22 protein-coding genes and 1 pseudogene are annotated in these 21845 nt (G+C 69.7%); 7 read left to right on the top strand and 16 right to left on the bottom strand.

Annotated elements, in window-relative coordinates:
• From ACTWQJ_RS20665 to ACTWQJ_RS20655, 3 genes are all read right to left on the bottom strand, one after another.
• Positions 1–1264: hypothetical protein (locus tag ACTWQJ_RS20665; protein ID WP_443308099.1), on the bottom strand; the 1264-nt coding region annotated here is incomplete at its 3' end.
• Positions 1261–1734 carry a hypothetical protein gene (locus ACTWQJ_RS20660; RefSeq protein WP_443308098.1) on the bottom strand — a complete coding sequence of 158 codons (474 nt, stop codon included), beginning with the start codon at positions 1732–1734 and terminating at the stop codon, positions 1261–1263. The genes ACTWQJ_RS20665 and ACTWQJ_RS20660, both read right to left, overlap by 4 nt.
• A 54-nt stretch (positions 1735–1788) precedes the next feature.
• Positions 1789–2184 carry a hypothetical protein gene (locus ACTWQJ_RS20655; protein WP_443308097.1) on the bottom strand — a complete coding sequence of 132 codons (396 nt, stop codon included), beginning with the start codon at positions 2182–2184 and terminating at the stop codon, positions 1789–1791.
• Positions 2185–2295: 111 nt separating this feature from the next.
• Between ACTWQJ_RS20655 and ACTWQJ_RS20650 the strand changes: the two genes are divergently transcribed.
• On the top strand, positions 2296–2592 hold the full coding sequence (locus ACTWQJ_RS20650; protein WP_443308096.1) for a helix-turn-helix domain-containing protein: 297 nt from the start codon (positions 2296–2298) through the stop codon (positions 2590–2592).
• Between the two features lie 261 nt (positions 2593–2853).
• On the opposite strand, the gene ACTWQJ_RS20645 is transcribed toward ACTWQJ_RS20650, so the two are convergent.
• The 6 genes from ACTWQJ_RS20645 to ACTWQJ_RS20620 all read right to left on the bottom strand — a co-directional run bounded on the left by ACTWQJ_RS20645 (position 2854) and on the right by ACTWQJ_RS20620 (position 9052).
• The gene (locus tag ACTWQJ_RS20645; RefSeq protein WP_443308095.1) at positions 2854–3306 is read right to left on the bottom strand and encodes a hypothetical protein; all 453 of its coding nucleotides are present in this window, start codon (positions 3304–3306) and stop codon (positions 2854–2856) included.
• A gap of 1093 nt (positions 3307–4399) precedes the next feature.
• Positions 4400–5779, bottom strand: coding sequence for a diacylglycerol/lipid kinase family protein (locus tag ACTWQJ_RS20640; RefSeq protein WP_443308094.1), 1380 nt, complete (start codon positions 5777–5779; stop codon positions 4400–4402).
• A gap of 22 nt (positions 5780–5801) precedes the next feature.
• The gene (locus ACTWQJ_RS20635) at positions 5802–6251 is read right to left on the bottom strand and encodes a DUF7144 family membrane protein (RefSeq protein ID WP_443308093.1); all 450 of its coding nucleotides are present in this window, start codon (positions 6249–6251) and stop codon (positions 5802–5804) included.
• A gap of 30 nt (positions 6252–6281) precedes the next feature.
• Entirely contained in the window at positions 6282–6743 is a 462-nt protein-coding gene (locus ACTWQJ_RS20630; RefSeq protein ID WP_443308092.1) for an SHOCT domain-containing protein, read from the bottom strand.
• A 209-nt stretch (positions 6744–6952) separates the two neighbouring features.
• The gene (locus tag ACTWQJ_RS20625) at positions 6953–8299 is read right to left on the bottom strand and encodes a hypothetical protein (protein WP_443308091.1); all 1347 of its coding nucleotides are present in this window, start codon (positions 8297–8299) and stop codon (positions 6953–6955) included.
• 93 nt (positions 8300–8392) lie between these two features.
• Positions 8393–9052 (bottom strand): HdeD family acid-resistance protein, encoded by a 660-nt coding sequence (locus tag ACTWQJ_RS20620; protein ID WP_443308090.1) that lies wholly within the window; start codon positions 9050–9052, stop codon positions 8393–8395.
• A 220-nt stretch (positions 9053–9272) separates the two neighbouring features.
• Here ACTWQJ_RS20620 and ACTWQJ_RS20615 point away from each other — a divergent pair, with 220 nt between their 5' ends.
• Together ACTWQJ_RS20615 and ACTWQJ_RS20610 are read left to right on the top strand one after the other, a co-directional pair.
• Positions 9273–9914 (top strand): potassium channel family protein, encoded by a 642-nt coding sequence (locus ACTWQJ_RS20615; RefSeq protein ID WP_443308089.1) that lies wholly within the window; start codon positions 9273–9275, stop codon positions 9912–9914.
• Positions 9911–11317: a DUF2252 domain-containing protein gene (locus tag ACTWQJ_RS20610; RefSeq protein WP_443308088.1), complete on the top strand. Its 1407-nt coding sequence runs from the start codon at positions 9911–9913 to the stop codon at positions 11315–11317. Before ACTWQJ_RS20615 ends, ACTWQJ_RS20610 begins: the two co-directional genes overlap by 4 nt.
• 153 nt (positions 11318–11470) lie before the next feature.
• Here the strand turns inward: ACTWQJ_RS20610 and ACTWQJ_RS20605 are convergent, their stop codons facing one another.
• The 4 genes from ACTWQJ_RS20605 to ACTWQJ_RS20590 all read right to left on the bottom strand — a co-directional run bounded on the left by ACTWQJ_RS20605 (position 11471) and on the right by ACTWQJ_RS20590 (position 16890).
• Positions 11471–11668, bottom strand: a complete 198-nt coding sequence (locus tag ACTWQJ_RS20605; protein WP_443308101.1) for a hypothetical protein — start codon at positions 11666–11668, stop codon at positions 11471–11473.
• Positions 11669–11794: 126 nt separating this feature from the next.
• Positions 11795–12328 (bottom strand): hypothetical protein, encoded by a 534-nt coding sequence (locus ACTWQJ_RS20600; RefSeq protein WP_443308087.1) that lies wholly within the window; start codon positions 12326–12328, stop codon positions 11795–11797.
• Positions 12329–12346: 18 nt separating this feature from the next.
• On the bottom strand, positions 12347–13975 hold the full coding sequence (locus tag ACTWQJ_RS20595) for an MFS transporter (RefSeq protein WP_443308086.1): 1629 nt from the start codon (positions 13973–13975) through the stop codon (positions 12347–12349).
• Between the two features lie 197 nt (positions 13976–14172).
• Complete coding sequence (locus tag ACTWQJ_RS20590; protein ID WP_443308085.1) at positions 14173–16890, bottom strand: LuxR C-terminal-related transcriptional regulator; 2718 nt, start codon at positions 16888–16890, stop codon at positions 14173–14175.
• A 588-nt stretch (positions 16891–17478) separates the two neighbouring features.
• On the opposite strand from ACTWQJ_RS20590, the gene ACTWQJ_RS20585 reads away from it, so the two are divergent.
• The 3 genes from ACTWQJ_RS20585 to ACTWQJ_RS20575 all read left to right on the top strand — a co-directional run bounded on the left by ACTWQJ_RS20585 (position 17479) and on the right by ACTWQJ_RS20575 (position 18586).
• Positions 17479–17673: a hypothetical protein gene (locus tag ACTWQJ_RS20585; RefSeq protein WP_443308084.1), complete on the top strand. Its 195-nt coding sequence runs from the start codon at positions 17479–17481 to the stop codon at positions 17671–17673.
• Between the two features lie 81 nt (positions 17674–17754).
• Complete coding sequence (locus tag ACTWQJ_RS20580; RefSeq protein ID WP_443308083.1) at positions 17755–18492, top strand: hypothetical protein; 738 nt, start codon at positions 17755–17757, stop codon at positions 18490–18492.
• On the top strand, positions 18476–18586 hold the full coding sequence (locus ACTWQJ_RS20575) for a hypothetical protein (RefSeq protein WP_443308082.1): 111 nt from the start codon (positions 18476–18478) through the stop codon (positions 18584–18586). Before ACTWQJ_RS20580 ends, ACTWQJ_RS20575 begins: the two co-directional genes overlap by 17 nt.
• A gap of 57 nt (positions 18587–18643) precedes the next feature.
• On the opposite strand, the gene ACTWQJ_RS20570 is transcribed toward ACTWQJ_RS20575, so the two are convergent.
• Positions 18644–19711 (bottom strand): TniQ family protein, encoded by a 1068-nt coding sequence (locus ACTWQJ_RS20570; protein ID WP_443308081.1) that lies wholly within the window; start codon positions 19709–19711, stop codon positions 18644–18646.
• Between the two features lie 165 nt (positions 19712–19876).
• Here ACTWQJ_RS20570 and ACTWQJ_RS20565 point away from each other — a divergent pair, with 165 nt between their 5' ends.
• The gene (locus ACTWQJ_RS20565; protein WP_443308080.1) at positions 19877–20329 is read left to right on the top strand and encodes a hypothetical protein; all 453 of its coding nucleotides are present in this window, start codon (positions 19877–19879) and stop codon (positions 20327–20329) included.
• Positions 20330–20779: 450 nt separating this feature from the next.
• On the opposite strand, the pseudogene ACTWQJ_RS20560 reads toward ACTWQJ_RS20565, so the two are convergent.
• Together ACTWQJ_RS20560 and ACTWQJ_RS20555 are read right to left on the bottom strand one after the other, a co-directional pair.
• Positions 20780–21250, bottom strand: a pseudogene (locus ACTWQJ_RS20560) (IS3 family transposase); the annotation flags it as partial.
• Between the two features lie 155 nt (positions 21251–21405).
• A complete protein-coding gene (locus ACTWQJ_RS20555; RefSeq protein ID WP_443308100.1) occupies positions 21406–21771 on the bottom strand; it encodes a transposase in 366 nt (121 codons plus the stop codon).
• Between the last annotated feature and the right edge of the window lie 74 nt (positions 21772–21845).

Raw genomic sequence — 21845 nt, 5'->3', positions numbered from 1 at the left:
GAGCGGCGATCAGCCGGACCCACGTCTCCCGGTCGATGCGCTCGGCGTGCAGGTCGATGGTGGCGTTGATGAGGGGCTCGGGCATGGACGGGCAGTACCAGCGGCCCTCGACGAGGATCGCGCCGTGTGTTCCGGCCTGCTTGCCGAGCTGGTCCGCACGGTAGTCGTAGACGGGCTTGAAGCCCATGGCCCGGACGGGAAGCTGCCACTCGTCGGGCTCGGAGTTGTTGTAGGCCCGGTCACCGGCAAGGTAGCCGGGTTTGTATCCACGCTCGCGGAGTCGGTTGAGGATCTTCAGACCGTTGTACGCGGGGCGGTGACTGGGCTTGTCGAGGGAGACGCCGAGGACGAGGGCCGGGAGGACGTCGGGGTTGGGGGTGCCGTCGTCCAGGAGTACGTCGTCATGCTCGGCGTCACGGGTCACGATGAGGTGGGCGTCGTAGCCGAAGAGATACTTCTTCTTGAGCGAGGTCTTCTTCTTGTCTTGAGAGGTCTTGGGCTTGCCCTTCTTGGCGGGCGGCGGAGCCGGGCGCATGGAATCGGAGACCGGCGCGTCGGGGTCCCTGTGGTCGCCTTCCCGGACGTACCAGCCGGCGTCCGGGTCCGTGGCGAGCTCCGGCCCGTTCGTGCGGCGGCCGCGGGAGAATGTTCGGACGGGGGTGGCGTCCACGCCCAGGGAGACTTCCGCCAGCTCCGTCAGCAGGCTGTGGAGAGGCCGTACGGAGGCGCCCAGCACGAACTCGGTGAACAGGGCCAGACGCCGCTCGCGCTCCGCCAGGTCGTCGGTGTCTGCTGCTGTGACCAGATTGTGGGCCTCTCGGCGTGAGAGGTGCCCGTTGGGCGGCAGCGGGGACGGGTTCATCGCGTCCTTCATCGCGTCCTTCATCGCGTGGAAGAGCCGGCGGACGACCGCGTAGGCCGCTTCGAAACCCTGGTCGTCGTCGGCGTAGTCGGGGATGTCCAGCAGCTCGCGCAGACGCGGGGAGATGCGGAAGTACAGGATGTCGGTGACCCGTTCCAGGACGATCTTTCCGCCGGTGTCCTGAGTGCAGAGGTAGAGGCCGATGAGCAGGCTTCTGAGATGCAGGGTGCGGCGTCGGCCTCGAGGGAGGTGGACGAACTCCTCGAGCAGGGAAACGAGTTCGCTGTTGTCCACCTCCTCGATTGCTGCTTCGACGTCGGCGTCGTCGATGTACCTGCGCTCCGCGCGCATCGCCATCAGGCGTTCGTGGCGGTCGCTGGACAGCCCGTGGGGGGTCGTCATCGGCCGCCTCGCAGCAAGCGGGCCGCTTCGTCGGCGGGGACGGGGTTCAGGAACGGCAGGATGCGCGAGAGGCCGTGGAGGGTATCGACGCCGGCGGCCGCAACGATGACGGTGATGGGTAGCCGTTCCTCGAAGAGTTCGACCAGCCAAGTGGACCTGAGACGGCCCATCACCAGGCGGGGGGCATCCGGGCTGGGCTTGGTGCGGTCCAGGAAGTTCGTGACAGTGTTGGTGCCGCGACTGAAGCAGTTCGGGCGGAACAGGTACTGGGCGGTGCCTGTGGTGTCGAGACGGTCGGCAGCGGCGGCGAGGACGCCTTCCCAGGAGCGGCGGCAGAGGATCTCCCGTTTCCGGGGTGCGCGAGTGGCCACGACGACTGAACCGCTGCCGCTGGAGGTTCTGCGGACGTCGTGGACGCGTAGCGGGATGACCTCCGGTGAATCGAGGCCGACGCCCAGACCAAGTGCCATGAGGGTCTTACAGCCCCAGCGCAGCTCCTCGGTGGGCTGCCCACTGGCCCAGCCTCACAGATCCGCGAGTTCGGTACGGCTGTAAGGGCTGTTTGCAACGGAGGCCGACAGCTTGGCGGGTTTCCCGGTCCGGCACTCGCCGCCCAGGACGACCTCACGCAGACGGAGGAGCCTGGTGCGGTAGTTGCCCCGGGTGCTCTCGCCCACCTGGGGACAGCCGACCGCGATGAACCGCTCGATCGCCTCGCGGGAGAGCCACACCTCGGCCTTTGCGGGGAGACCCTCTCCGTCGCAGAAGAGCGCCAACTGCGTGAGCGCGGTGAGCAGTTCACGTGCCTTGTAGGGCAGAAGCGGGTCGGCGAGACGGACCACGCGGCGCACCTCGTCGCCGACGCGGCTCCACCCCGCGGGGGAGCCGGCCGGGCGATAGGAATCAATGCGCTGACTCATCACATGCCGCCACACCAGCACCCCGGCAGGTGGGGTGCTATTCGAATAACATGTATCGGCGGCAGCAGTCCCGCGCGACCGGGGAGGACCGGATGGGTCAGACTTCACCTCATGCCCCAAGGAGATGCCCGCCGACTGCCGCCGCGCGCGTACTGCGTCAGCGGCGCGTGGCCTGAGGCCGTTATGGAGGAGCATCACGGGGCGCGTGTCGCCCAGGCGCTGGCTGCCAGGCTCCATGCGGCGATCGCAGAGAAGGGCTGGTCGGCCGCCGAGCTGTCCCGGCGCAGTGGAGTCGCCCGTTACACGATCGCCAAGGCACTGGCCGGTGAGGCTTGGCCCGACCTGCTCACCATCGCCAATCTGGAAAAGGCCCTCGAAGTGGACCTGTGGCCGGGGCGGGAAGTGTGACGACGGAGGCCATTGAGGCCGAAAGAAGGAACGTTCGAGGCTGAACACGAAGGCGGTCATCCCTTCGAGCGAAGGGCAGGACCATATTTCGCAACGCGCTACCGGCGGCGCGAGGCCGTCCGTAAAATACAGCGTGGCACGAACTGATCCGGCTCTGTGGAAAGTTCTCGGGAGGTTCGTCGCCGTAGGCCGCCACCACGGAAGTAATTCCAGGTGGCGGCCGCCTTTTGCTCGGTAGAGGGTAGGTGCTCGAGTTCTGTTCTAGGGGGTTGGCCGGATTCCGGCAGCGTGCTGATAATTCGAACCCGGGTGCTTCACGAGTTCGCCGGCACGCATGAGCTCGTCCATGGTCACGCGGACGCTCTTCGTCTTGGCGGGTTCGCCCAGGGCTTCGGCCATGGAGCCTGCCTTCCAGAGGCGCATCGGATCCTGGCGCATGATCTCCCGGATGCGATCCTTGCGGGTCTGGCCTTGGGCGTTGACTGCTGTTGTGTCGTCGTCTTCGTCGTCCGCTGCCGACTGCCGCTGATCCGGGATGTCGTTGCGCCTCCACTCCTCCGCGGTGTCCTTGTGCTTCTTCAGCTGGCGTGCCAGGCGCAGCTCCTGACGCACCTTGTAGAGGTCCTTTTGCAGACCCTCCTCCCTCTCCTCGAGCTTTGCGATGTGCGTGTCAGGGTGACCGGCAAATTCTTCCCATGGAAGGTCCTCAATCATTGGTGAACCGTATCTATGACAGGGCATCGGCAGCCCTCTCCGCAAGGGGTATTTCACTCGAACTGGCGACGTGATCAATTACCCTTGTCGGTCAAGTTCGAGAGTGCTCGAAAAGGTCGCAATTTTCCCCTGTGGGGTTTGCTGCTAGGGCGGAATGTTTCTCTCGCCTGTGTTTCCTGGTACTTCCCTGTGTCACTCCGGCTGGCTGGTTACCTTGCCCATGTTTCTAGGTCCGTTTCGATTAGTGCCCGTAATTTCTTTCTTGGGCAACTGGGTAGGTTTCTGCCCATGTCTCTGTCCTTATCTGGGCCTACCCGGAGGGGATAGATGATCGCCTGGGCATGGTGGGGCCCTGCTTCCTCGGGTATGCCTGCCCTGGTCCTGGCTGTGCCTGATGGGTAAGGCGGACAGGTAAGAGGCGCTGTCCTGTGCCGCAATGAGGCTGCTGGTTGAGTCTGCTCGGCTCCACATGCGTGTCCTGGGGGCTTCAGTGCCGTACGTGGTGGCATCTCAGGCATAGGGCGTGACAGCCCAGGCGCACATGCACATGTCCCCTTTGCCTCACCGACAGTTGTCTGCACAAGCGCGCCGCGCGAGCCGACAACCTGAGGATGGACATGCGGGGCCAGTCCATCCGACGGGAGCCTGTGTACAGGGCACAGGGAAGGACAGGTATCCCGGCGGCGACAAGAGGACCTGGAAAAACAGGCAACCACACCCCTCATGGCGTGCGTTGTGCCGCACAGGCGCTGCAATCTATCTGCGCTGTTCTGGTAGGTAACGCCGGCGGAGGCCCGGTTCTCGTATTCCAGCGCCGTTCGGCGAAGTCGCTGGCCCAGCGATCACTCCCCACATGAGGGGAGGCGCCACACATTGCCGCGTCAGCGACCATCTGGGCCCAGGTCACCCAAGGCGAATGGCAAGGGGCTCCCGTGGTCCAACCCGGGGCGCACGTCGACACGGTCACGATCAAGAAGGCCAGACCCATGGCATACCCATTCGCTGCCGGGGTCTCGCAGGTGGGCAGCAGCCCTGGCCTCACGAGGAGGCGTTCCGCACCACTGCTCACGAATCCCACGGTGAGAACTGGTCCTCAGGCTGCAAAGTCCTGCCCTCGGCCCGGGAACAGGCGGCCCAGTGCCAGCCGTGCCACGCGCGGCCAGTCGGCCGTCACCCCGCCCGCCCCTCGCGTACCGGGGCGACGGCGTGGCACACGCACCCGGAGTGCCCCGGCCGCGCTGCGGCACACGACGGGTGACGGGAGAACGACGTGCTCTCCGTCGATGCCGACCGGGAGGGTGTCAGTGTCGGCTTCGACGACGACTTCCCCGGCGCTCAGCTGGATGAGTCCCCCAGAGCGCTGGCCGCGCACCAAGCGGGCCGCCTGAGCGGTGTTGCCGACCCGCACGCACACCACGCCGAGTAGGCCAGAGTCCAGCCGTTCCCTGCGCCCCGGATGGGCCGCGTCGACGGCACGTCCGTAGGGATTGTTGCTGACGAGGAGTGCCTGAAGTCCCTCGACGCGCGTTCTGTCGGCCCGCGCCCGCAGTCTGGGCGCGTCCTCGCCGGTGAGGAGGCCGGGGAGGACGCGCAGGGTCGTGCGGGCTTTGGCATCCCGGTACGCGGGGTCGGTGACGACGGACGCGTACGTTCCGAACGAGGCGTTGTTGACGAAGACCCGGTCCGCGGCGTACCCGAGGTCGATGCGGAGTTCGACGCCGTGGGTCAGGGCTTCCAGGGCCGCCGCCGGATCGTCGCGGTCGAGGCCGAGATCGAGGGCGAAATGGTTGCGCGTACCGGTGGGAATCACCACGAACGGCACGTCGTGGCGCGCCGCGACCTCGGCCACCAGTGCCTGAGTGCCGTCGCCGCCCGCCACCGCCAGCAGATCGGCCCCCTCGGTGACGGCCTGCCGGGCCAGTTCGGCGACATCCTGGCCCCCTTCGAGCAGGACCACCCGGCAGCCGGCCGCCCGGGCCTTCTCCGCCAGATGGAAACGGCCCACCTTGCCGCCGCCGGAGCGCGGATTCATGAGGATCCAGGGGCTGCGGGGCGCCTCGACGACAGCCTGTTCGGACTGCTCGGAGGCGGTGTGCCCGGGGCGCAGGGCCGTACGTGCTGCTGTCACGGCCAGCACCCACAGGCCCAGGGACAGCAAGGCCGGTCCCAGCATGCCGAACGCGGCATACAGGGCGAGGACAGCGACCGGCGCGGTCACCGACAGGGCCGCCCCGAGGGCACGGAGCGCACCTGTGTGCGCCAGGGTCCACCACACCCCCACGGCGGCGAGCGCCAGTCCGGCGATGCCGGCCAGCGCCCACAGCACGCTCCGCAGACCGGCGGCGACGAGCGGCACCAGGATGCTTCCCAGCAGGGCGAGCACGGCGAGGCGGGCCCGTCCGGCACTGCCCTTGAGTACGGTCGGGGGTCCTGCCTCTCCCGATCCCCTCGTGTCCCCGCCGTGTGGTCCCACCTGTCGGCTCTTCTCTTTCGCCTCACACCCTGTGCGGTGGCCGTTCCTCGGACAGGTCGAAGAGGCTGTCGCGCCGGACCACGCACAGGGCCCAGATGATGAAGCCCGAGATCGCGATCATCACGACCGACCACACCGGGTAGTACGGCAGGGAGAGGAAGTTGGCGATGATGACGAGTCCGGCGATGGCCACGCCGGCGACGCGCGCCCAGGTCGCGGTCTGGAGCAGCCCGATGCTGACGATCACGGCGACCGCGCCCAGAGCGAGGTGGATCCAGCCCCAGCCGGTCAGGTCGAACTCGAACACGTAGTTGCGCGTCGTGACGAAGATGTCGTCCTCGGCGATGGCCATGATGCCCCGGAAGATGTCGAGCACGCCGACGAGGAAGAGCATCACGGCCCCGAAGGCCGTCAGGCCGGTTGCCCATTCCTGCCTGGCCGTGTGTGCCGGCCGGGTGTGTGCCGTGGTCATCTTGCGCCTCGTTTCGTGGTGTTCGGATACTCAGCGACCAGAGGTGTGGGTGGAGCCCGGGGGCCTTGCCGGACCGTAGTCGGTCAGGACCAGTTCCTTCGCCCTGCGGAACTCCTCGTCCGTGATGTCGCCGCGGGCGCGGATCTCGGACAGCCTGGCGAGCTCGTCGATGCTGCTGGGCCGGCCGCCGGCCGCGGTCTCCCTGATGTAGGCGTTGAACTCCTCCTGCTGCGCACGCGCCTGCGCCACCTCCCGGCGGCCCATGTTCTTGCCGCGGGCTATGACGTAGACCAACACGCCCAGGAAGGGCAGGACGATGCAGAACACCAACCAGCCGGCCTTCGCCCAACCGCTCAGTCGGTCGTCACGGAAGATGTCGACGATGATCCGGAAGAGCAGGATGAACCACATGATCCACAGGAAGAACCAGAGCATGGTCCAGAAGGCGCCCAGCAGCGGATAGTCGTACGCCAGGTAGGTCTGCGCGCTCATGTCCGTCCTCCGTCCCGGGCGTTGGCCCGGCAGCGGTTCTGTGCCGTCTTCAGCGTGCCCACGGCAAGCGCCGGGCGCCTCACCCGGCGCGGGTGAGGTGCGTGCCGCGCGGGCGCACCACCGGCCGACGCGCTCCTGCCGTCGGATCAGGGGTCGGTCTCCCCGCGGCTGCGGGACGCCGGCCCGAGGCCGGGTTTCCCGGCCATGGCTCACGGGGCCGCCCGGTCTGCTGCCCGGCCGGCCGGTCCGGCGGCGGCCGCGAGGATCGCCAGGATGATCAGGACGGCCAGGGCGATGCCGAGAACGAGCGCCACCGCTCCGACCGTGGGGTGGTTCCAGAGCACCAGCGCCAGCGCTCCCGCCGCGATGACGCCACCGGTGATCCATGCCCGGTGGTCCGTCAGCCAGCGACCTGTGGACCCGGTGCGCACCCCGGCGCGGCGCAGCCCCCGGCCGGCGGCCGCCGTGCCCCGATCCGCCGCCGTGCGGACGGCGCGGGCGGGACGTCCGGGACCGTACAGGTACGCGACCAGTGCCGTGATCACCGACACGACCAGCAGAGTGCGCGTGCTGTCGCGCAGGAAACGGACGAACGTGTCGTAGATCGCCGCGGCCGCGTCGGCGGGCAGCGCCGTGGGCGGGACCGAGCCCAGATAGACCCGTGTGACGACGGCCAGCGCGACGAGCAGCACCACCATCATCACGCCGACACCCGTCGCGGTGATCAACAGCATCACCCGGTGTGCCGGAGCGGTCCACACAGCGAGCGCGGCGAGTGCGACGGTCAGGACGGGCAGCCAGGTGCCGAGGATGTCCAGCAGCCGCATCATGTCCTGCGCCTTGCCCAGTTCCTCCGTCTGGAACAGAGTGATCGTCCGGTCGGTGTCCGGGATGGCGGCGGCCTTGTCGAAACCCGCGTCGACGAGCCGCTCCCGTACCTGGTCGACGACCTCTCCCACGTCCAGTTGGACGGTGTCGCCCTCGGCGCGCACGGCGCCCTCGCTGTCGCCGGTGAGCACGTTCACCACCGCGGCGTGCGACCGCCGGTTGGCGCCCTCCCACACCTGCTGGAAGACGTCGCTGGTGATCACGCGGGTGACGATGCGGTCCACGACGGTCCTGACCGCGTTGCGCAGCGGACCCTCGAGGGACTCGGCCCCCTCTACGACGCGGGGTGGAGCCCCGGCGTCCTGGAGGGCCTTGGCGAGCGAGTCCGTCACCGCCGCGACGTCCACGTTGTCCACCACGCGGTCCGTGAGCCGGTTGATCACGGCCTCCTGCACGGGCGGCTCGGATGCCAGCGGCGCGACGGTCTCCACGTACCTGTCGGTGTCGGAGACCGTGTCCTGGAGCCAGGCCGCGACGACGGCCAGGGGAGCGAGCAGCAGGGCCAGCAGGAGGAGGACCGAGGAGCCGGCCTGGCGTAGCCACCGGTGGCGCAGCGCCGCGTGACGGCGCAGTCGCTCGTATTCCGCTCGTTCCTCGGCGGTCATGACGTGTTTCCGGTTCGCGGATCCGCCGGAGTCCGGCGGATCCGGGGTCGCGGCCGGGTTCATGGGAGCTCCTCTCCGTGTGCGCCGCGGCGGCCGCGCCGGTCGCCGATCGGGATGACGGTCATGGAGGCAGCCGCACCGGAGCCGCGCACGGTGTCAGGCCGTCGGGGCGGGGGCGTGCAGCCCGGTGGTGTACGTCTTTCGGAACGCGGCCCGCCACGCGAGGGCGACCACCGCCTCGGCCAGGCCGAGCAGGACGAGCCACAGGCCGAGCAGCCGGGTCAGGGCGCGGGCCGACTCGGCCGGTAGGGCGAGGACCACGATCCCCGCGACGATGCCGAGTACGGCGGCGACCGTGACGACGCCACGGTGCGGCAGATCCTCGACAGCGATGGCCGTGTAGAGGGTGAGGATGCCGGACACGAGCCAGACGGCTCCGACGATCAGCGAGAGCGCGGCGATCGTCTGCAGCGGGTTCCGCAGGCACAGCACCCCGGCCAGGACGTACAGCACGGCCAAGAGCAGCCCCGGGAGCCGTTCATGCCCCTCTCGCGCGAAGACGGCCACGAACCGGAACGCCCCGGTCACCAGCAGGTACAGGCCGATGAGGACCGCCAGGACGTGCAGGGTCGCCTCCGGCCAGACCAGAACCAGGACGCCCGGCACCAGCGTCGCGACGGCCGACCCCAGGAGCCAGGTCCATGAACGGCCGAGCCGCGCAAGCATGTACGCGGAGTCGCCCGGCACACCGGAGGCCGCCCCGTCGGGCTCGTGTTCCTGCCCGGCGCGCGATGCCGGACCACGCGACATGGTCATGGCTCCTCCTCGTGTGATCGAGTGGTCGCCTCCGGACGCCGACGGGGCGGGGTGTGAGGGGGCGGTGTGCGAGCACCTGACCGCTCCAGGGTCACGCCTGCCGGTGGGTGACGGCTCACCCACCACGGGTGATCCCTCGACGCCGCCGTTGCGGTGAGGTGGAAGTCCCCCGGCGCCCAGCCCATCCACCTTCCTGCAGGACGGGAACGAAAGACACGAGATGAGCGATCCGAGCACAGCCCGGACGGACCGCGCCCGGTCCGGGCCGGACGCGCACCGTCCGCGTCGGCGGCTCCGCCCCCGCCGGTGGGCGGCGGTCGTCGCCGGCGCCCGCGCCGTGCTCATCGCCGTCGGCCTCGTCACCGCCTACTACCTGCTGCCTCTGGACGAGCGCGGTACGGCTGGTGCGTCGGCACTGCTCGTGTGCGGCCTGGTGGCGGTGCTGCTGGTGTTCGGGTGGGAGATGCGGGCCATCGTGCGCTCACCCCACCCGCGCCTGAAGGCCGTCGAGGCCCTGGCCGCCACGTTGGTGCTGTTCCTGGTCCTCTTCGCCGGCGCCTACTACCTGCTGGACCGCTCCGCCCCGGGCTCTTTCAGTGAGCCGCTGACCAGGACAGACGCCTTGTACTTCACTCTGACCACATTCAGCAGCGTCGGCTATGGGGACATCACGGCACGTTCCCAGACCGGGCGCGTGCTGACGATGCTCCAGATGACGGGAGGGCTGCTGCTCATCGGCGTCGCCGCACGGGCGCTGGCGAGCGCGGTCCAGGCGGGGCTGCGCCGGCAGCGCCGCGGGCCGTCGGCGGAAGCGCGTTCCGGCACCGACGCCGGGACGCCGGACGAGGAGGCCGGACCATGACCGTGCCCAGCGCTTTCACCGCGTCCCTGTCCCCGGCCGAGCGAGCGGCGCACGGCAGGAACGCGCGCAGTCGGGCGTCGCGTTCGTCGCACGGCTGGTACGAGACCGCACAGCAGCGGCCCGACCCCATCGAGGTGATAGAGCGTCAGTCTGCCGAGCGAGTACCGGAGTTGATGCCGATTCGCTACGGCCGCATGTTGGAGTCGCCATTCCGCTTCTACCGCGGCGCTGCCGCGATCATGGCGGCGGACCTGGGGCCCCTCCCCAACACCGGGCTGCAGGTGCAGCTCTGCGGGGACGCCCACCCGCTGAACTTCCGGCTGCTCGCCTCGCCGGAGCGCCGTCTGGTCTTCGACATCAACGACTTCGACGAGACCCTGCCCGGACCGTTCGAGTGGGACGTCAAACGGCTGGCGGCCGGTTTCGTGACGGCGGCCCGGGCGAACGGCTTCTCGCTCAAGGAGCAGAACAGCACCGTGCGGGCCTGCGTGCGGGCGTACCGGGAGCGGATGCGCGAGTTCGCCGGCATGCGCACCCTGGACATCTGGTACGCCCAGGACGACGCCGACCGGATCCGGGAACTGGCCTCATCGATGGACGGGGAGGCCGTGCACCGTACCGCCAGAGCCACGGCGCGGGCCCGCACGCGTACTCACCTCCGGGCCTTCGCGAAACTCACCCGCGTCATGGCCGAGGGCCGGCGCATCGCACCGGACCCACCGCTGATCACCCCGCTCGGTCAGCTGTCGGCCGACCCGTCCGAGGCTGGGCGTGAGAAGGAACTCCAGACCCTCCTGGACGGGTACGCACGGACCCTGCCGTCCGAGCGCCGGCACCTGTTGCGCCACTACCGCCTGGTGGACATGGCCCGGAAGGTGGTGGGTGTCGGCAGTGTCGGTACGCGCTGCTGGGTGCTGCTCCTGCTCGGCAGGGACGACGACGACCCCCTTCTGCTGCAGGCCAAGGAGGCCCAGGAGTCGGTGCTGGCCGCCCACACGGGTGGCGAACGCTACGACAACCAGGGCCGCCGGGTGGTGGCGGGGCAGCGCCTGATGCAGACGGCCGGCGACGTCTTCCTGGGCTGGACGCACGTCGTGGGCCTCGACGGGCAGGGCCGCGATTTCTACGTGCGCCAGCTGTGGGACTGGAAGGGCATTGCACAGCCGGAGACCATGGGGCCAGGCCTGCTCGCCCTCTTCGGCCGGCTGTGCGGGGCGTCCCTGGCACGGGCCCACGCCCGCTCGGGCGATCCCATCGCCCTCGCCGCCTACCTGGGCGCCAGCGACCGCTTCGACCGCGCGCTCACCGAGTTCGCCCAGTCCTACGCCGACCAGAATGAGCGGGACTTCGCGGCGCTGAAAACCGCCTGTCGTTCCGGCCGGATGAGGGCGGAGCGGCTCTGAGGACTGCCCCTTGCCCCGTCACCACGTGAGGTCGCGCGACAGGGTCATGAGGAGGCAGGGGGGCGGCCGCACCGCTCGCCGTCCAGCGGGCCGGCCGGTCGTTGCTCACGGACCTCCCCGGGCCGATTCCGTGCAGCACACCGCCCGGTCCCGTCACTCCGGCAGCTGCCGCATCTCCACGACGCGCAGTCCCAGTGACTGGCATCTTGCCAGCAGCCCGTACAGGTGCGCCTCGTCCACGACAGGGCCGAACAGGACGGTCTGGCCGGCCATCACCACGTGGCCCAGCTCCGGAAAGGCTTTGGCCAGCGTTTCCGACAGGTGTCCCTCGACTCGGATCTCGTAGCGCACGAGCTGTTCTCCCACGGACTGCCAGGGACTGGCGGACGGTGCCCTTACCTGCGATCGTCCGCCTCCGTGCTCCGTCGGACCTCACCCGGTACAGGTGACCGTCGCCCGGCGACCGGACGCCACGGGTCAATGCTTCAGAACGATCTTGAAGGAGATGATCAGCAGGCCGAGCAACAGATTGACCGATGCGGTGGCGACCATGAGCCGCGGCGAAGCACCGGCGCGGCGTGCCGCGGCCACGGACCAGCCCACCTGGCCGGCCACGGCGACGGAGAGAGCCAGCCAGAGAGCACCTCGCACGTCCAGGCCCAGGAGCGGGCTGACAGCCACCGCGGCGGCCGGCGGGAAGGCGGCCTTGACGATCGGCCACTCGTCACGGCACACGTGCACCACGACCCGGCGGTCCAGAGCCTGTTGCGCCAGGCGCGCCCCGAACAGCTGGGCATGCACGTGCGCGATCCAGAACACCACGCTGGTGAGCAACAGCAGCAGCACCAGCTCGGTGCGGGGGAACGAGCCCAAGGAGCCCGCGCCGATCACCACGGAGGCCGCGAGCATGGATCCATAGACGCCGCCCGTGTAGTCCGCGCGGGCCCGGCGCTCGGCACGGCGCGCCCCGCGGGCCGTGGCCGGGCCGGTCGTGGCTCTGGTCCTGCACACCGGTGACTCCCTCGGAACTCAGCGCGTCGATCCGGTCGCTCCGGCCGGAGCTTCGGCGTCCGGCTGCCGCGGACGCCTTTCCCGGGCGGTCGGCAGGTGCGGCGTGACCAGGAAACTGGCGAGAGCGATGCCGCCAGTGGCCAGGATCGCCGCCTTCAGGCCGTCCAGCTGCGCGGAGGCGTAGGAGTCCGCGACGGCGTCGACCTCGGACGGCGGCAGCCCGGCACGCTCGGCCGCCGAGCGCACCTGATCGGTGGAGATGAAGGTGATCCCGGCCTGGAGAGCGACACCGACCTGCTCTCGGGTCTCTTCTGACAGCCGCGGGTTGTCCGCCACCTGCGAGGTGAAGGCGTGGGCCAGCGCACCGATGAGGATCGACCCGATGAGCGCGGTGCCCAGCGCCGAGCCCAGATTCTGTGCCGTGAACTGGAGCCCTCCGGCCTCACTGCGTTCCTCCTCGCCGACGCTGGACTGGACGACGTTGCCCAGCTGCGACGCGAGCAGGCCGACCCCCACGCCCAGCAGGGCCATGGCTCCGGCGAACTGCGCGTCGTCGATGACCGGGTCGATGGTGGCCAGCAGCCACACGATGGCCGCCGCCAGGGTCGCCAGGGCCAGCCGGACCACCCGGCGCGGCCCCACCACCCGCCCCAGCGAGGACGCGGACAGGGAGGTCACGAGCATGGTGGCGGAAACCGGGAGCAGACGCAGGCCGGTCTCGAAGGCGTCGAACCCCTGAACCACCTGCAAGTACAGCGGGATGGCGAAGAACAGGCCCAGCAGGATGAGGTTCTGGCTCAGCAGTGTCATCAGGCCGGACCGCAGTGCGGGCCTGCCCAGCAGGGACAGGTGCACGAGGGGGTCGGCGCCTCGGTCGTCCCGCCGCTGCTCCCAGTGCCGGAAGACGGCCAGGACGGCCGCCCCGGCGCCGACGACGAACAGTGTCGGGGCGAAGCCGAAAACGGTGAAGGGAGGGTTGCGGGGCTGCACCCATCCCCAGGTGCTGCTCTGCAGCACCCCGAGCACGCCCAGCCCCAGTCCGGCCGCGGAGAGTACCGCGCCGACCCCGTCCAGCCGGGGACGTGGGCCGGTAGGGGCGGGCGTCGCGATCACCCGGCGGCACAGCAGGACGGCCACGACGACCACGACCTCGCCGGCGAAGACCAGCCGCCAGGTGAGGTACGTCGTCACCCAGCCGCCCAGCAGCGGACCGACCGCGATCCCGGCGCCGGCGAGCCCGCCGATGACCGCGTAGGCGACGGCCCGGTCCCGCCCCCGGTACGACTCCGCGACGAGGGCGGCCATGGCCGGCAGCACCATGGCGGCCCCGAGCCCCTCGATGACGGACCAGCCCAGCGTGAGGACCCACAGAGTGGGTGCCGCGGCGGTCAGGGCCGACCCCACGCCGTAGACGACCAGCCCCAGAAGGAACATGCGGCGACGCCCCAGGATGTCCCCGAACCTGCCGCCGATGATCATGAAAGCGGCCATGACCAGCGCGTACAAGGTGATGACGGCCTGGATGGCGGTGACCTCCGTGTCGAAGTCCTCGACCAGCTGACTGATGGACACGTTCATGACGGAGGTGTCCAGGACCATCAGGAACTGGGCCGTACCGAGGACGATCAGAGCCCGCCAGTGCTTCACGCTGTCCACCTCGCCGAGTCGTTCCGGTACGCCGGCGGAGTCGGCCGGGCAGCGGCCGGCGCAAGCCCCGCCGCTCTTCCCATCCATCGCATCCGAAGTACGCGCCCCGTGCCTCACCCGCCACGGGGGAAGGGCTGCACCCTGTGATGTCCTGCCGGTGGGGAGGGCGGGCGACGAGCCCTCTTACCGACGCGCGTTCACAGCAGCCCGAGGTCGCGTGCGCGGCGCACCGCGTCGCCTCGCCGGTTCACCGCCAGCTTCCGGTACACGCTCTTGAGGTGGGTCTTCACCGTGTTCACCGACACGTAGAGGTCGGCGGCGATCTCCTCCGTCGACATCATCCGGGCCAGTCGCTCCAGGACGTCGCGCTCGCGTCCGCTCAGCTCCACCGCGACGAGCAGCGAGGGCAGCACTTCCGGGCCGGGCTGCTCACCGCGTCGCGGCAGGCCGGGCGTGAGCCAGCCCGTTGCCAGCTCGTGCAGTGAGTCCGTGGCCAGGAGAGGCCGGATCCACGCTCCGGCATCGAGGAACGGACGCCGCAGCCGCTCGCGCCGGGCGTCGAGGAGCGCCTGCGCCACGAGCCTGCGGGCGGTGGCGGTGTCTCCCGCGCCCTCCGCGGCCTGAGCCCTCACCAGCGCTGCCCTCACGGTCACCGCCGGACCCGTCCCGCCCTGGGTGTGGATGCTGTCGAGCAGGTCGATGGCCGCCCCTGGACGCCCTGCGGCGAGCTGGATCGCCGCGGCCTGAACGGCACACGCCGGCTGGTCGCCGGACACGCCCTGGAGCACCTCGGCGGCTTCGTCCGGCCGTCCTGCGGCCAGGTGGGCGGCGGAGGCGACGAGCGCTTCATGGCCTGCCGCCCAAGGTGAGGACACGGCGGCGGAGACGGCCGGGTCCGCCGCCTCGACGGCAGCTCGTGCCTTGCCCCTGACCAACAGGAGGCGAGCGGTGGCGAGGGCTCGCCCCGCCGCCGGCACCGGATCCCGCGTTCCCGACGGGAGCCGGGCCGTCTCGTCGAGGAGGGCTTGGGCCCGGTCCAGCTCATGGCGGTCGACGGCCACGGCGGCCAGGACCAGCCGTTCGATGCCGGAGCCTGACGGCTGGGGCATGCCGACCCGCTCTGTCTCGGACACCGCGGCCAGGGCCTTGCGCTCAGCCCGGCCGAGCCAGCCGTTCAGATAGTCGAGCAGGGCCAGGTGCCCCATCGACTCCTCCCGGGGCAGCACGGTGGAGGCTCCGCCGGGAGTGCCGGCCACGGTGGTCAGGGCAGCGCGTGCCTCCTCGAAACGCCCGGCCCACAGGCGCGCCGATCCCAGATGGGTCAGCAGCAGAGCGCGGATTTCGGGATGCTTGTCCAGGAGGTGCTCCGGGACTTCCCGCCGCAGCTCATCGACCGCTTCGGCGGCCTTCTCGGCCCATGGGGGAGATCCGGTCAGCCGGGCGGCCAGTGCCTCCAGCAGCGCACAGCTCAGCTGGGCGGCCGCCCGGTCGGGCGCCACGTCAGGCGCCGGTTCGGATGCGTCGGCGGCCAGACGCTCCTCGGCGTGGCGCAGACGCGCCAGACCACGGTCGACGTCGCACTGGGCCAGGTCGCGGGCCGCACGCACGAGGTCCGTCGCGGGGCTCCTGGCCCCGGGCCCCATGTGGGAGAACAACTGGGCCAGGTCGCCTGAGCGCAGGCCGGTGAAGAGCTGGCCGATCGCCAGGTCGTCTATGAGGGCACCGGCGGCGAAATCCCACTCGCCCGCGGCGGCGCCGTGGGCGAGTGTCTCCGGGAGGAATCCGTAACGACGCAGCCACCGCGCGGCCCGCCGGTGGAGTTCCGGCTCCAGCCCGGGCAGGCGCACGCGCAGATGGGCCCGGAGTATCTCCCCGAACAGCGGGTGGAGCCGGTACCACGAGCGCTCGAGGTGCTCGACGAACGCGTTCGCGCGGTGCAGCCCGACGAGAATGGGCTCGGCATCGGTGCGGCCGGTCAGCGCGTTGGCGAGCCCGGGACAGAAGCGTTCCAGGACGCTGACACGCAGCAGGAGGTCCTGTGTCTCCTCAGACTGACCCTTGAGGACCTCGGCCAGCAAAAAGTCCGCGATCGTACTGCGGTCCGCTTCGAACTCCTTCAGGTAGCGCTCCGGGTCGGCGCTCTCCCGAGCGGCCAGGGCGGACAGGCGCAAGCCGGCGGCCCAGCCGCGGGTGCGGTCCACCAGGGCGCGCGCGGCGTGGACCGGAAGGCTCAGACCGTGCAGCTCCAGCAGTGCGACGGCCTCCTCGGAGGTGAAGGCCAGCTCGGCGGCGCGGATCTCCGTCAGCTCGCCGGCCGCCCGGTAACGGTGCAGCGGAAGCAGCGGCTCGGTGCGGGTGACGAGGACGAGGTGCAGCCCCCGCCCGGCGTGGTGCAGGACGAACTCCAGCTGCTCCGCGACCTCCGGAGCGGTCACGCGGTCGTAGTCGTCGAGCACGAGAACCACGGGCTGGTCACGATCGTTCAGCTCGGCGGCGAGCGCTGTCAGCAGCTTGCGGTCCACCCCGGTCGCGTGTGCAGGGGCCCCGACCGCGTCGGATGCCGGCGCACCGCAGGCACGTAGGGCCTGAATGACGTACGCCCAGAACACCCCAGGACGCCGGTCCCCCACTTCAGCGGTGAGCCAGGCGACCGGCTGCCGCAGGCCGGCGGCCCAGTCGGCGGCCAGCAGGGTCTTGCCGGCCCCGGCCGCACCGTTGAGCAGGGTCAACGGTGTCCGGAAAGCCTGGTCGAGGTGGTGGACGAGCCGCTGCCGCCGCAGGAATGTGGCGGGCCTCGTCGGCAGCACGATCCGGGTGCGCAGAAACGGGTCCCCCAAGGGATCGGTGCACGGAACGGTTGGACCGGCCGGCCCTGGAGCGTTCTCCTCGGGCTCTGCCACAGCGCTCACCACCACTGTCCGTCAAGCTCGGGTCATGGGCTGCGCCTCTTCACCCAGCATCCCAGTCCTCCTGCCCCTGCGCACGGCGCACAGGGGCCAATGCCCCGTTCACCAGGCCATCGCCCGCCCTTGCCCGGCTGGCTCCACGCCTACGCCCCCGCCCTGCTGACCGTGGCGGAGGACGGCATCTCTGAGGCGCCGCTGCTCACGGGGTCTTTCACGTCCCCTCTGTCCACGCGGCACCCGCGTTCGGCAACCCCTCCCCCTGGGCCGCGGGTGTGCCGGAGAAGCCGCGGGCGGCGCGGCACTCCCCGGAATGGATCAGGGCCGCTACCAAGGAGGCGTTCCACCTGCGGTTCGTCGCTCAAATGCGCCGTCCCGGACGCGCAGATGACGACCGTGAGCGAGGTGCCGCACCTGGTCGACGCTCTCGACCCGTCGGTCACATGAAGACGAGCACGAAGCGCGATACGGGGTTTGGGGAGTCCCAGGGCGCTGGGGATCCCCCGACTCGATCAGAGCCGAGAGCTTGAGAGGGCGGGGCGAAAGGAGCGAGAGCTGTCTATTTACTCCGATTGGGGTGGTTCATGATAGATACGATCTGTGCCGCATCGGGAGAATCTGAGCACTGCGGGTTCCCGCAAGGAGCCCTCCCTTGAACGCTCGCTGCTGGCGTCGGTCGTCACCGATCCTGGGCACCTCCCCGAACTCCTCGCCGACTTCGCCGTCCGCCGCATCGGTCCGGCCGTGCCCGAAGCCATCGCCTGGCTTCGACGGAACCACCCCAACACCACCTAGACGGAGCTCCGGGCCCAGGTGGTCGCTCGCGGCCGACGGGCCGTCGTATCGGAGGGATCCTTCGTAGGCGGCCCGTTCTCCGTGCTCATTCCCGTCGCGTTCTGCGCGGCGCTGCTCCGCCAGGCACGTACGGTCCTGGAGCTGGCCGCCCTCGACGGCCGCGACCCCACGGCGAGCGCCCGCGCCGGCGAACTCCTCGTCCTCCAGGGCGTGTACAAGGACACCCGGCAGGCGCAGGACGCGCTCGCCCGGACCGGACACGCCGTCGGCGCACCCGCCCGCTGGAAGCGATGGGTGGCCCTGTGGGACGTCACCCTGCGCATGGCCCACCTCCTCGGCGTGCTCACGCCAGGCGACGAGAGCCAGGCCGCGGGCCGGCGCGTACGCCGGGTCGCCGTCCAGGCCTGGCGGTGGCTGCTCCTCGGTGTGGTCTTCCTGGTCGGACTGGTCGCCCCCCTCGTCTGGCTCCCGTACATGGCGGTGGCCTACCAGCGCGCTGACGCCCGCCTGGCAGACCGTGTCCTCGCCTACTACTTCGCCGACACCACACCCGCCCCGCGCCACCGGATCTCCCGCCTCGAACCGGAAGTAGGGGCGGCCGCATTCCGCGCGCTCCTTTCTCTCCTCGTGCCGCTCGTCCTGACCGCCGTGACCTTCCTGACGGGCCTGCGCATCGCTGACAGCCGATGGCCGGTCCTCGGCATCACCCTGGCCACGGCGTCCGCCGCGGTCGGCGCGCTCTGGTACTGGCGGCGCCCCTGCACACGTCTTCGTCCGGGCCGCGGGCGGCGCGGGTCTGCTGGTGGTCGGCAGCTGTAGGCGCCGTGCAGTTGTCGGCCCGTACACCGGGCCAGTCGCCCACGCGCTGGTCCACCATGTGCGGTGTCCGGTGGTGCTGGTTCTGCACGACTGACGGCCCGAGGCCGTACTTGAAACTCCAGTCGTCGTCAGAGCCAGCCGCCGAGAGTGATCAGCCCACGGTGCACAAGCGGCTCAACGAAGGGATTGGGCCGGAGAGAAGGCCCGTACGCCAGCTCCGCCACGTCCATGCGCCACGGCGTACGCCGATGGTCGAGGAGCCGAAGGCCGGCGATCCAGTTGGCGACCTCGCTGGCGGAATACCCGCGGCGCAGAAGCTGGTCTGCGGCATAGACGGCGGCCGCCACCCGAAGTGAGTCGGTCCACGGCCTTCTGCCTTTCCTCTGCCGTTGGGAGGTGCCCCTGGGGAGCGCACCGCGTACCGCAGGAGGGGATCACCGCGCCGCACCATCGACGGCGACAGGAGGGGGATGAGCACGGCCGCCAGGGCCACGAGCAACCTGTCCTCATGCGTGGGCGATCCGTCGAGCCACGCGTTGACACGCGTCTGCAAGGCCAGAACGGAGTCGTCACTCACCGGCACAGGCTGGCACATGACCAGCGGGAAGCCGCATGGTTCTCCAAGGCCATAGCCGTAAGACCATTCACCCTCGTCTGTCCAGTTTTCGCAGGTGCGCTCAGGTGGGGCGTCCTGCCGGAAACGGACGGTGTCCCAGCACGCCGGGCATTCGGTCACCACATAGACACCGTGGTCAACACACGCGAACGACCATGGAAGTTTCCAGCGCAGGAGCCAGCGCGGACTGTTGTTGTCCCGTAGACACTTCGAGCACCAGCGTGCCTGCGAGTGGTGGAACCACGCCCCCTTGTGCCATTGCTGAACCACCACACCGTCAGACGAGAGCAGCGGCAGATGCGGTAGCGCGTTGCCGGCATAGCGCGCCAGAGTCATCGCGTGCAGGCGCTCGGCCTCGATTCCGGTCAGCTTCTCCATCCGCCGAACCACAGGATCGGACAACCGCATTTCGGCCCCCGAAAGCCCGTCGAGTCTGTCGAGGTGAAGCTCCCGAAGGAGCGGCTTCATCTCGAAATCCTGTTGCTCGGCGAGTGCACCGATCCAGCTGGTCAGAGACTCCCCGGGGATCGGCTGAATCACTGGTTCAGTCAGGGTGCGACGCGGTTGGCGACGCTTCTGCGCCGTCTTCTTCGCAGTACTCACGACGCGAATCCTGTGACAGGCGCACCCCGCTGAACCGCGGCTCGCGAGTGGACCACTGATGTGGGTGACCGAGGAATGTCTTCGCTTACCGGCCCCGGTCCTCCGTGCGTCACCCATCGGGACGCCTTGGGGTGTTATTCGAATAACATCACGGAGCGTTGAGGCATGGACGATGCCCATCCGGATGGCCGCGACGTAGTACGTCCCGTTGTCATCGATTCCCCGAAACGCCTGCTCCTCCTGATCCCGTCTGTGCCCGACCGTGAAATCCGTTGGACGCTGCCGACAGTCCCTATGCGCCTCGGTGAGGCCAGCCGCCGCGCGGCAACCCGTCATCTGCGTCGCGTCGTTCGCTTCCCCGCGCTTCGTATCTCGCCTCTCATCGGCCGGCTGTCCCGCAGGGACGCACCGGAAGGCGTTCAGTACGTCGTCGTGGTGCGCCCTGCAGCGGATAGCTGGCCGCCGTCCGTCCGCTTCGCGCTCGCCCCGGAAGCCCGCTGGTGGACAACGGCCGAGTTGCGGTCAGCCCGAGCGCTGGTCGAACCCACTGAACTGCTCGACTTCATGGACGGCTACTGGGACGGATTGCTGCCGGACGGAGAGATCTCGCTCGAGTAAGGGCCCGACGCCGGCCTTGGCCCCGCGTGCCGTGAAACCGGCGCCCAGCATCTCGTATGCCCGAACCCCACAGCAGGAGAACAAGCGGTGACCGTGCACGCCATCTGCGCCGCCTCCAGGTGTTCGGCCAGGCGGAACGACGTGTATTGCCCGGACTCAACCGGTCGTTGCAACACCGGCTTCCAGCCGTCGCGGTCACGCTGCCACAGGCCCATGTCCAGGGCGTCCAGCACGAGTTGCGTCTCCTTCGACATTGACGCGGACCAGCCGACGATGCGGCGGGAGAAGGTTGTCGACGACCGCGTAATTCCCCAGCTGCGGCGCCACTTTCCCCAGGCAAGCGTTCGAACGCGCGGCGAGGCTGAGGGCGGCCCGCCCACTCGGGCAGTGTCGCGGGTCCTGACGGTCGGTCAAGGACGCCTTCGGCGCCGCTACCGCGGTGAGCTGCGCTCATCCTTGACAGCCCACCACGACCCACAAGATCTGGCAGCTGCCGGGCGGGCCGGGGACGAGCGGCGTCCCCCTGGTCGCGCAGGCGCAGCGCCGGGATCCCCATGGGGAATTTTCTGGCGCCGCAGCTGGGGAATATCGCCGTCGTTCACAAAGGTGTCCACGACGAACGCGACATAGACGACGCTCGCCCAGGCGGCCACGTGCGTGAAGTCGGCCACCCACGTGCGGTTCGGGGCCGCGGCGACGAAGTCGCGATCCAGACGGTCCGGGGGCCCTGGCGGCGGCCGGGTCCGGGAGAGTGGTGATCACCTTCTTGCCGCGCACCGCGCCGGCGATGCCGATCTCGCGCATCAGGCGCTCGACGGTGCAGCGGGCCACCCGGTGCCCCTGGCGGTTCAGCTCCCGCCAGACCTTTCTCGCGCCATAGACACGGTAGTTGGCCCGGTAGACCTCCTGGATCAGTTCCTTGACTTCCTCGTCTCACACCGCTCGCGGCGAGGGGGAATCGAGGCGTTTCTTGCAGGCGTAATAGGTGGAGGGGGCGACCTTGCAGCCGTGCTGGGTCAGCACGCGGCAGATCGGCTCGACACCGCCGAAGCGGTCCCGGTGCTCGTCGATGAACGCTACGAGCGCAGATGTGGCCGGTCGAGCTCGGCCGCGAAGAAACTCGCCGCAGCCTTCAGGATCTCGTTGGCCCGCCTGAGTTCGGCGATCTCCTTCTTCATCGCCTTGATCTGCTCGGACTCCTCCGTCGTCGTCCCCGGCCGCTGTCCGGAGTCGATCTGGTCCTGCCGGACCCACTTGCGCAGCGTTTCGCGCGAGCTGATGCCCAGCTTCGCCATGACCGCGTTGATCGCGGCGGACTCGGTCGGGTAGTCACCGCGGACCTCGGCGAGCATACGCACCGCGCGCTTGCGCAACTCAGGCGGGTAGGAGCAATGCCGCGTAGTTAGCGTGTGACGCGATCCGTCAAATCGGGGGAGGTCCAGCCTTGTTCGAGCATGTACGTGCCTCTGCCGACCTTGCGGATCAGCCCCTCGGCCGTCCAGCGCGTCATCGATGC

Source organism: Streptomyces sp. KR55 (assembly GCF_052245645.1).
Classification (GTDB): Bacteria; Actinomycetota; Actinomycetes; order Streptomycetales; family Streptomycetaceae; genus Streptomyces; species Streptomyces flavusporus.
This window is presented reverse-complemented; position numbering and strand designations above follow the sequence as displayed.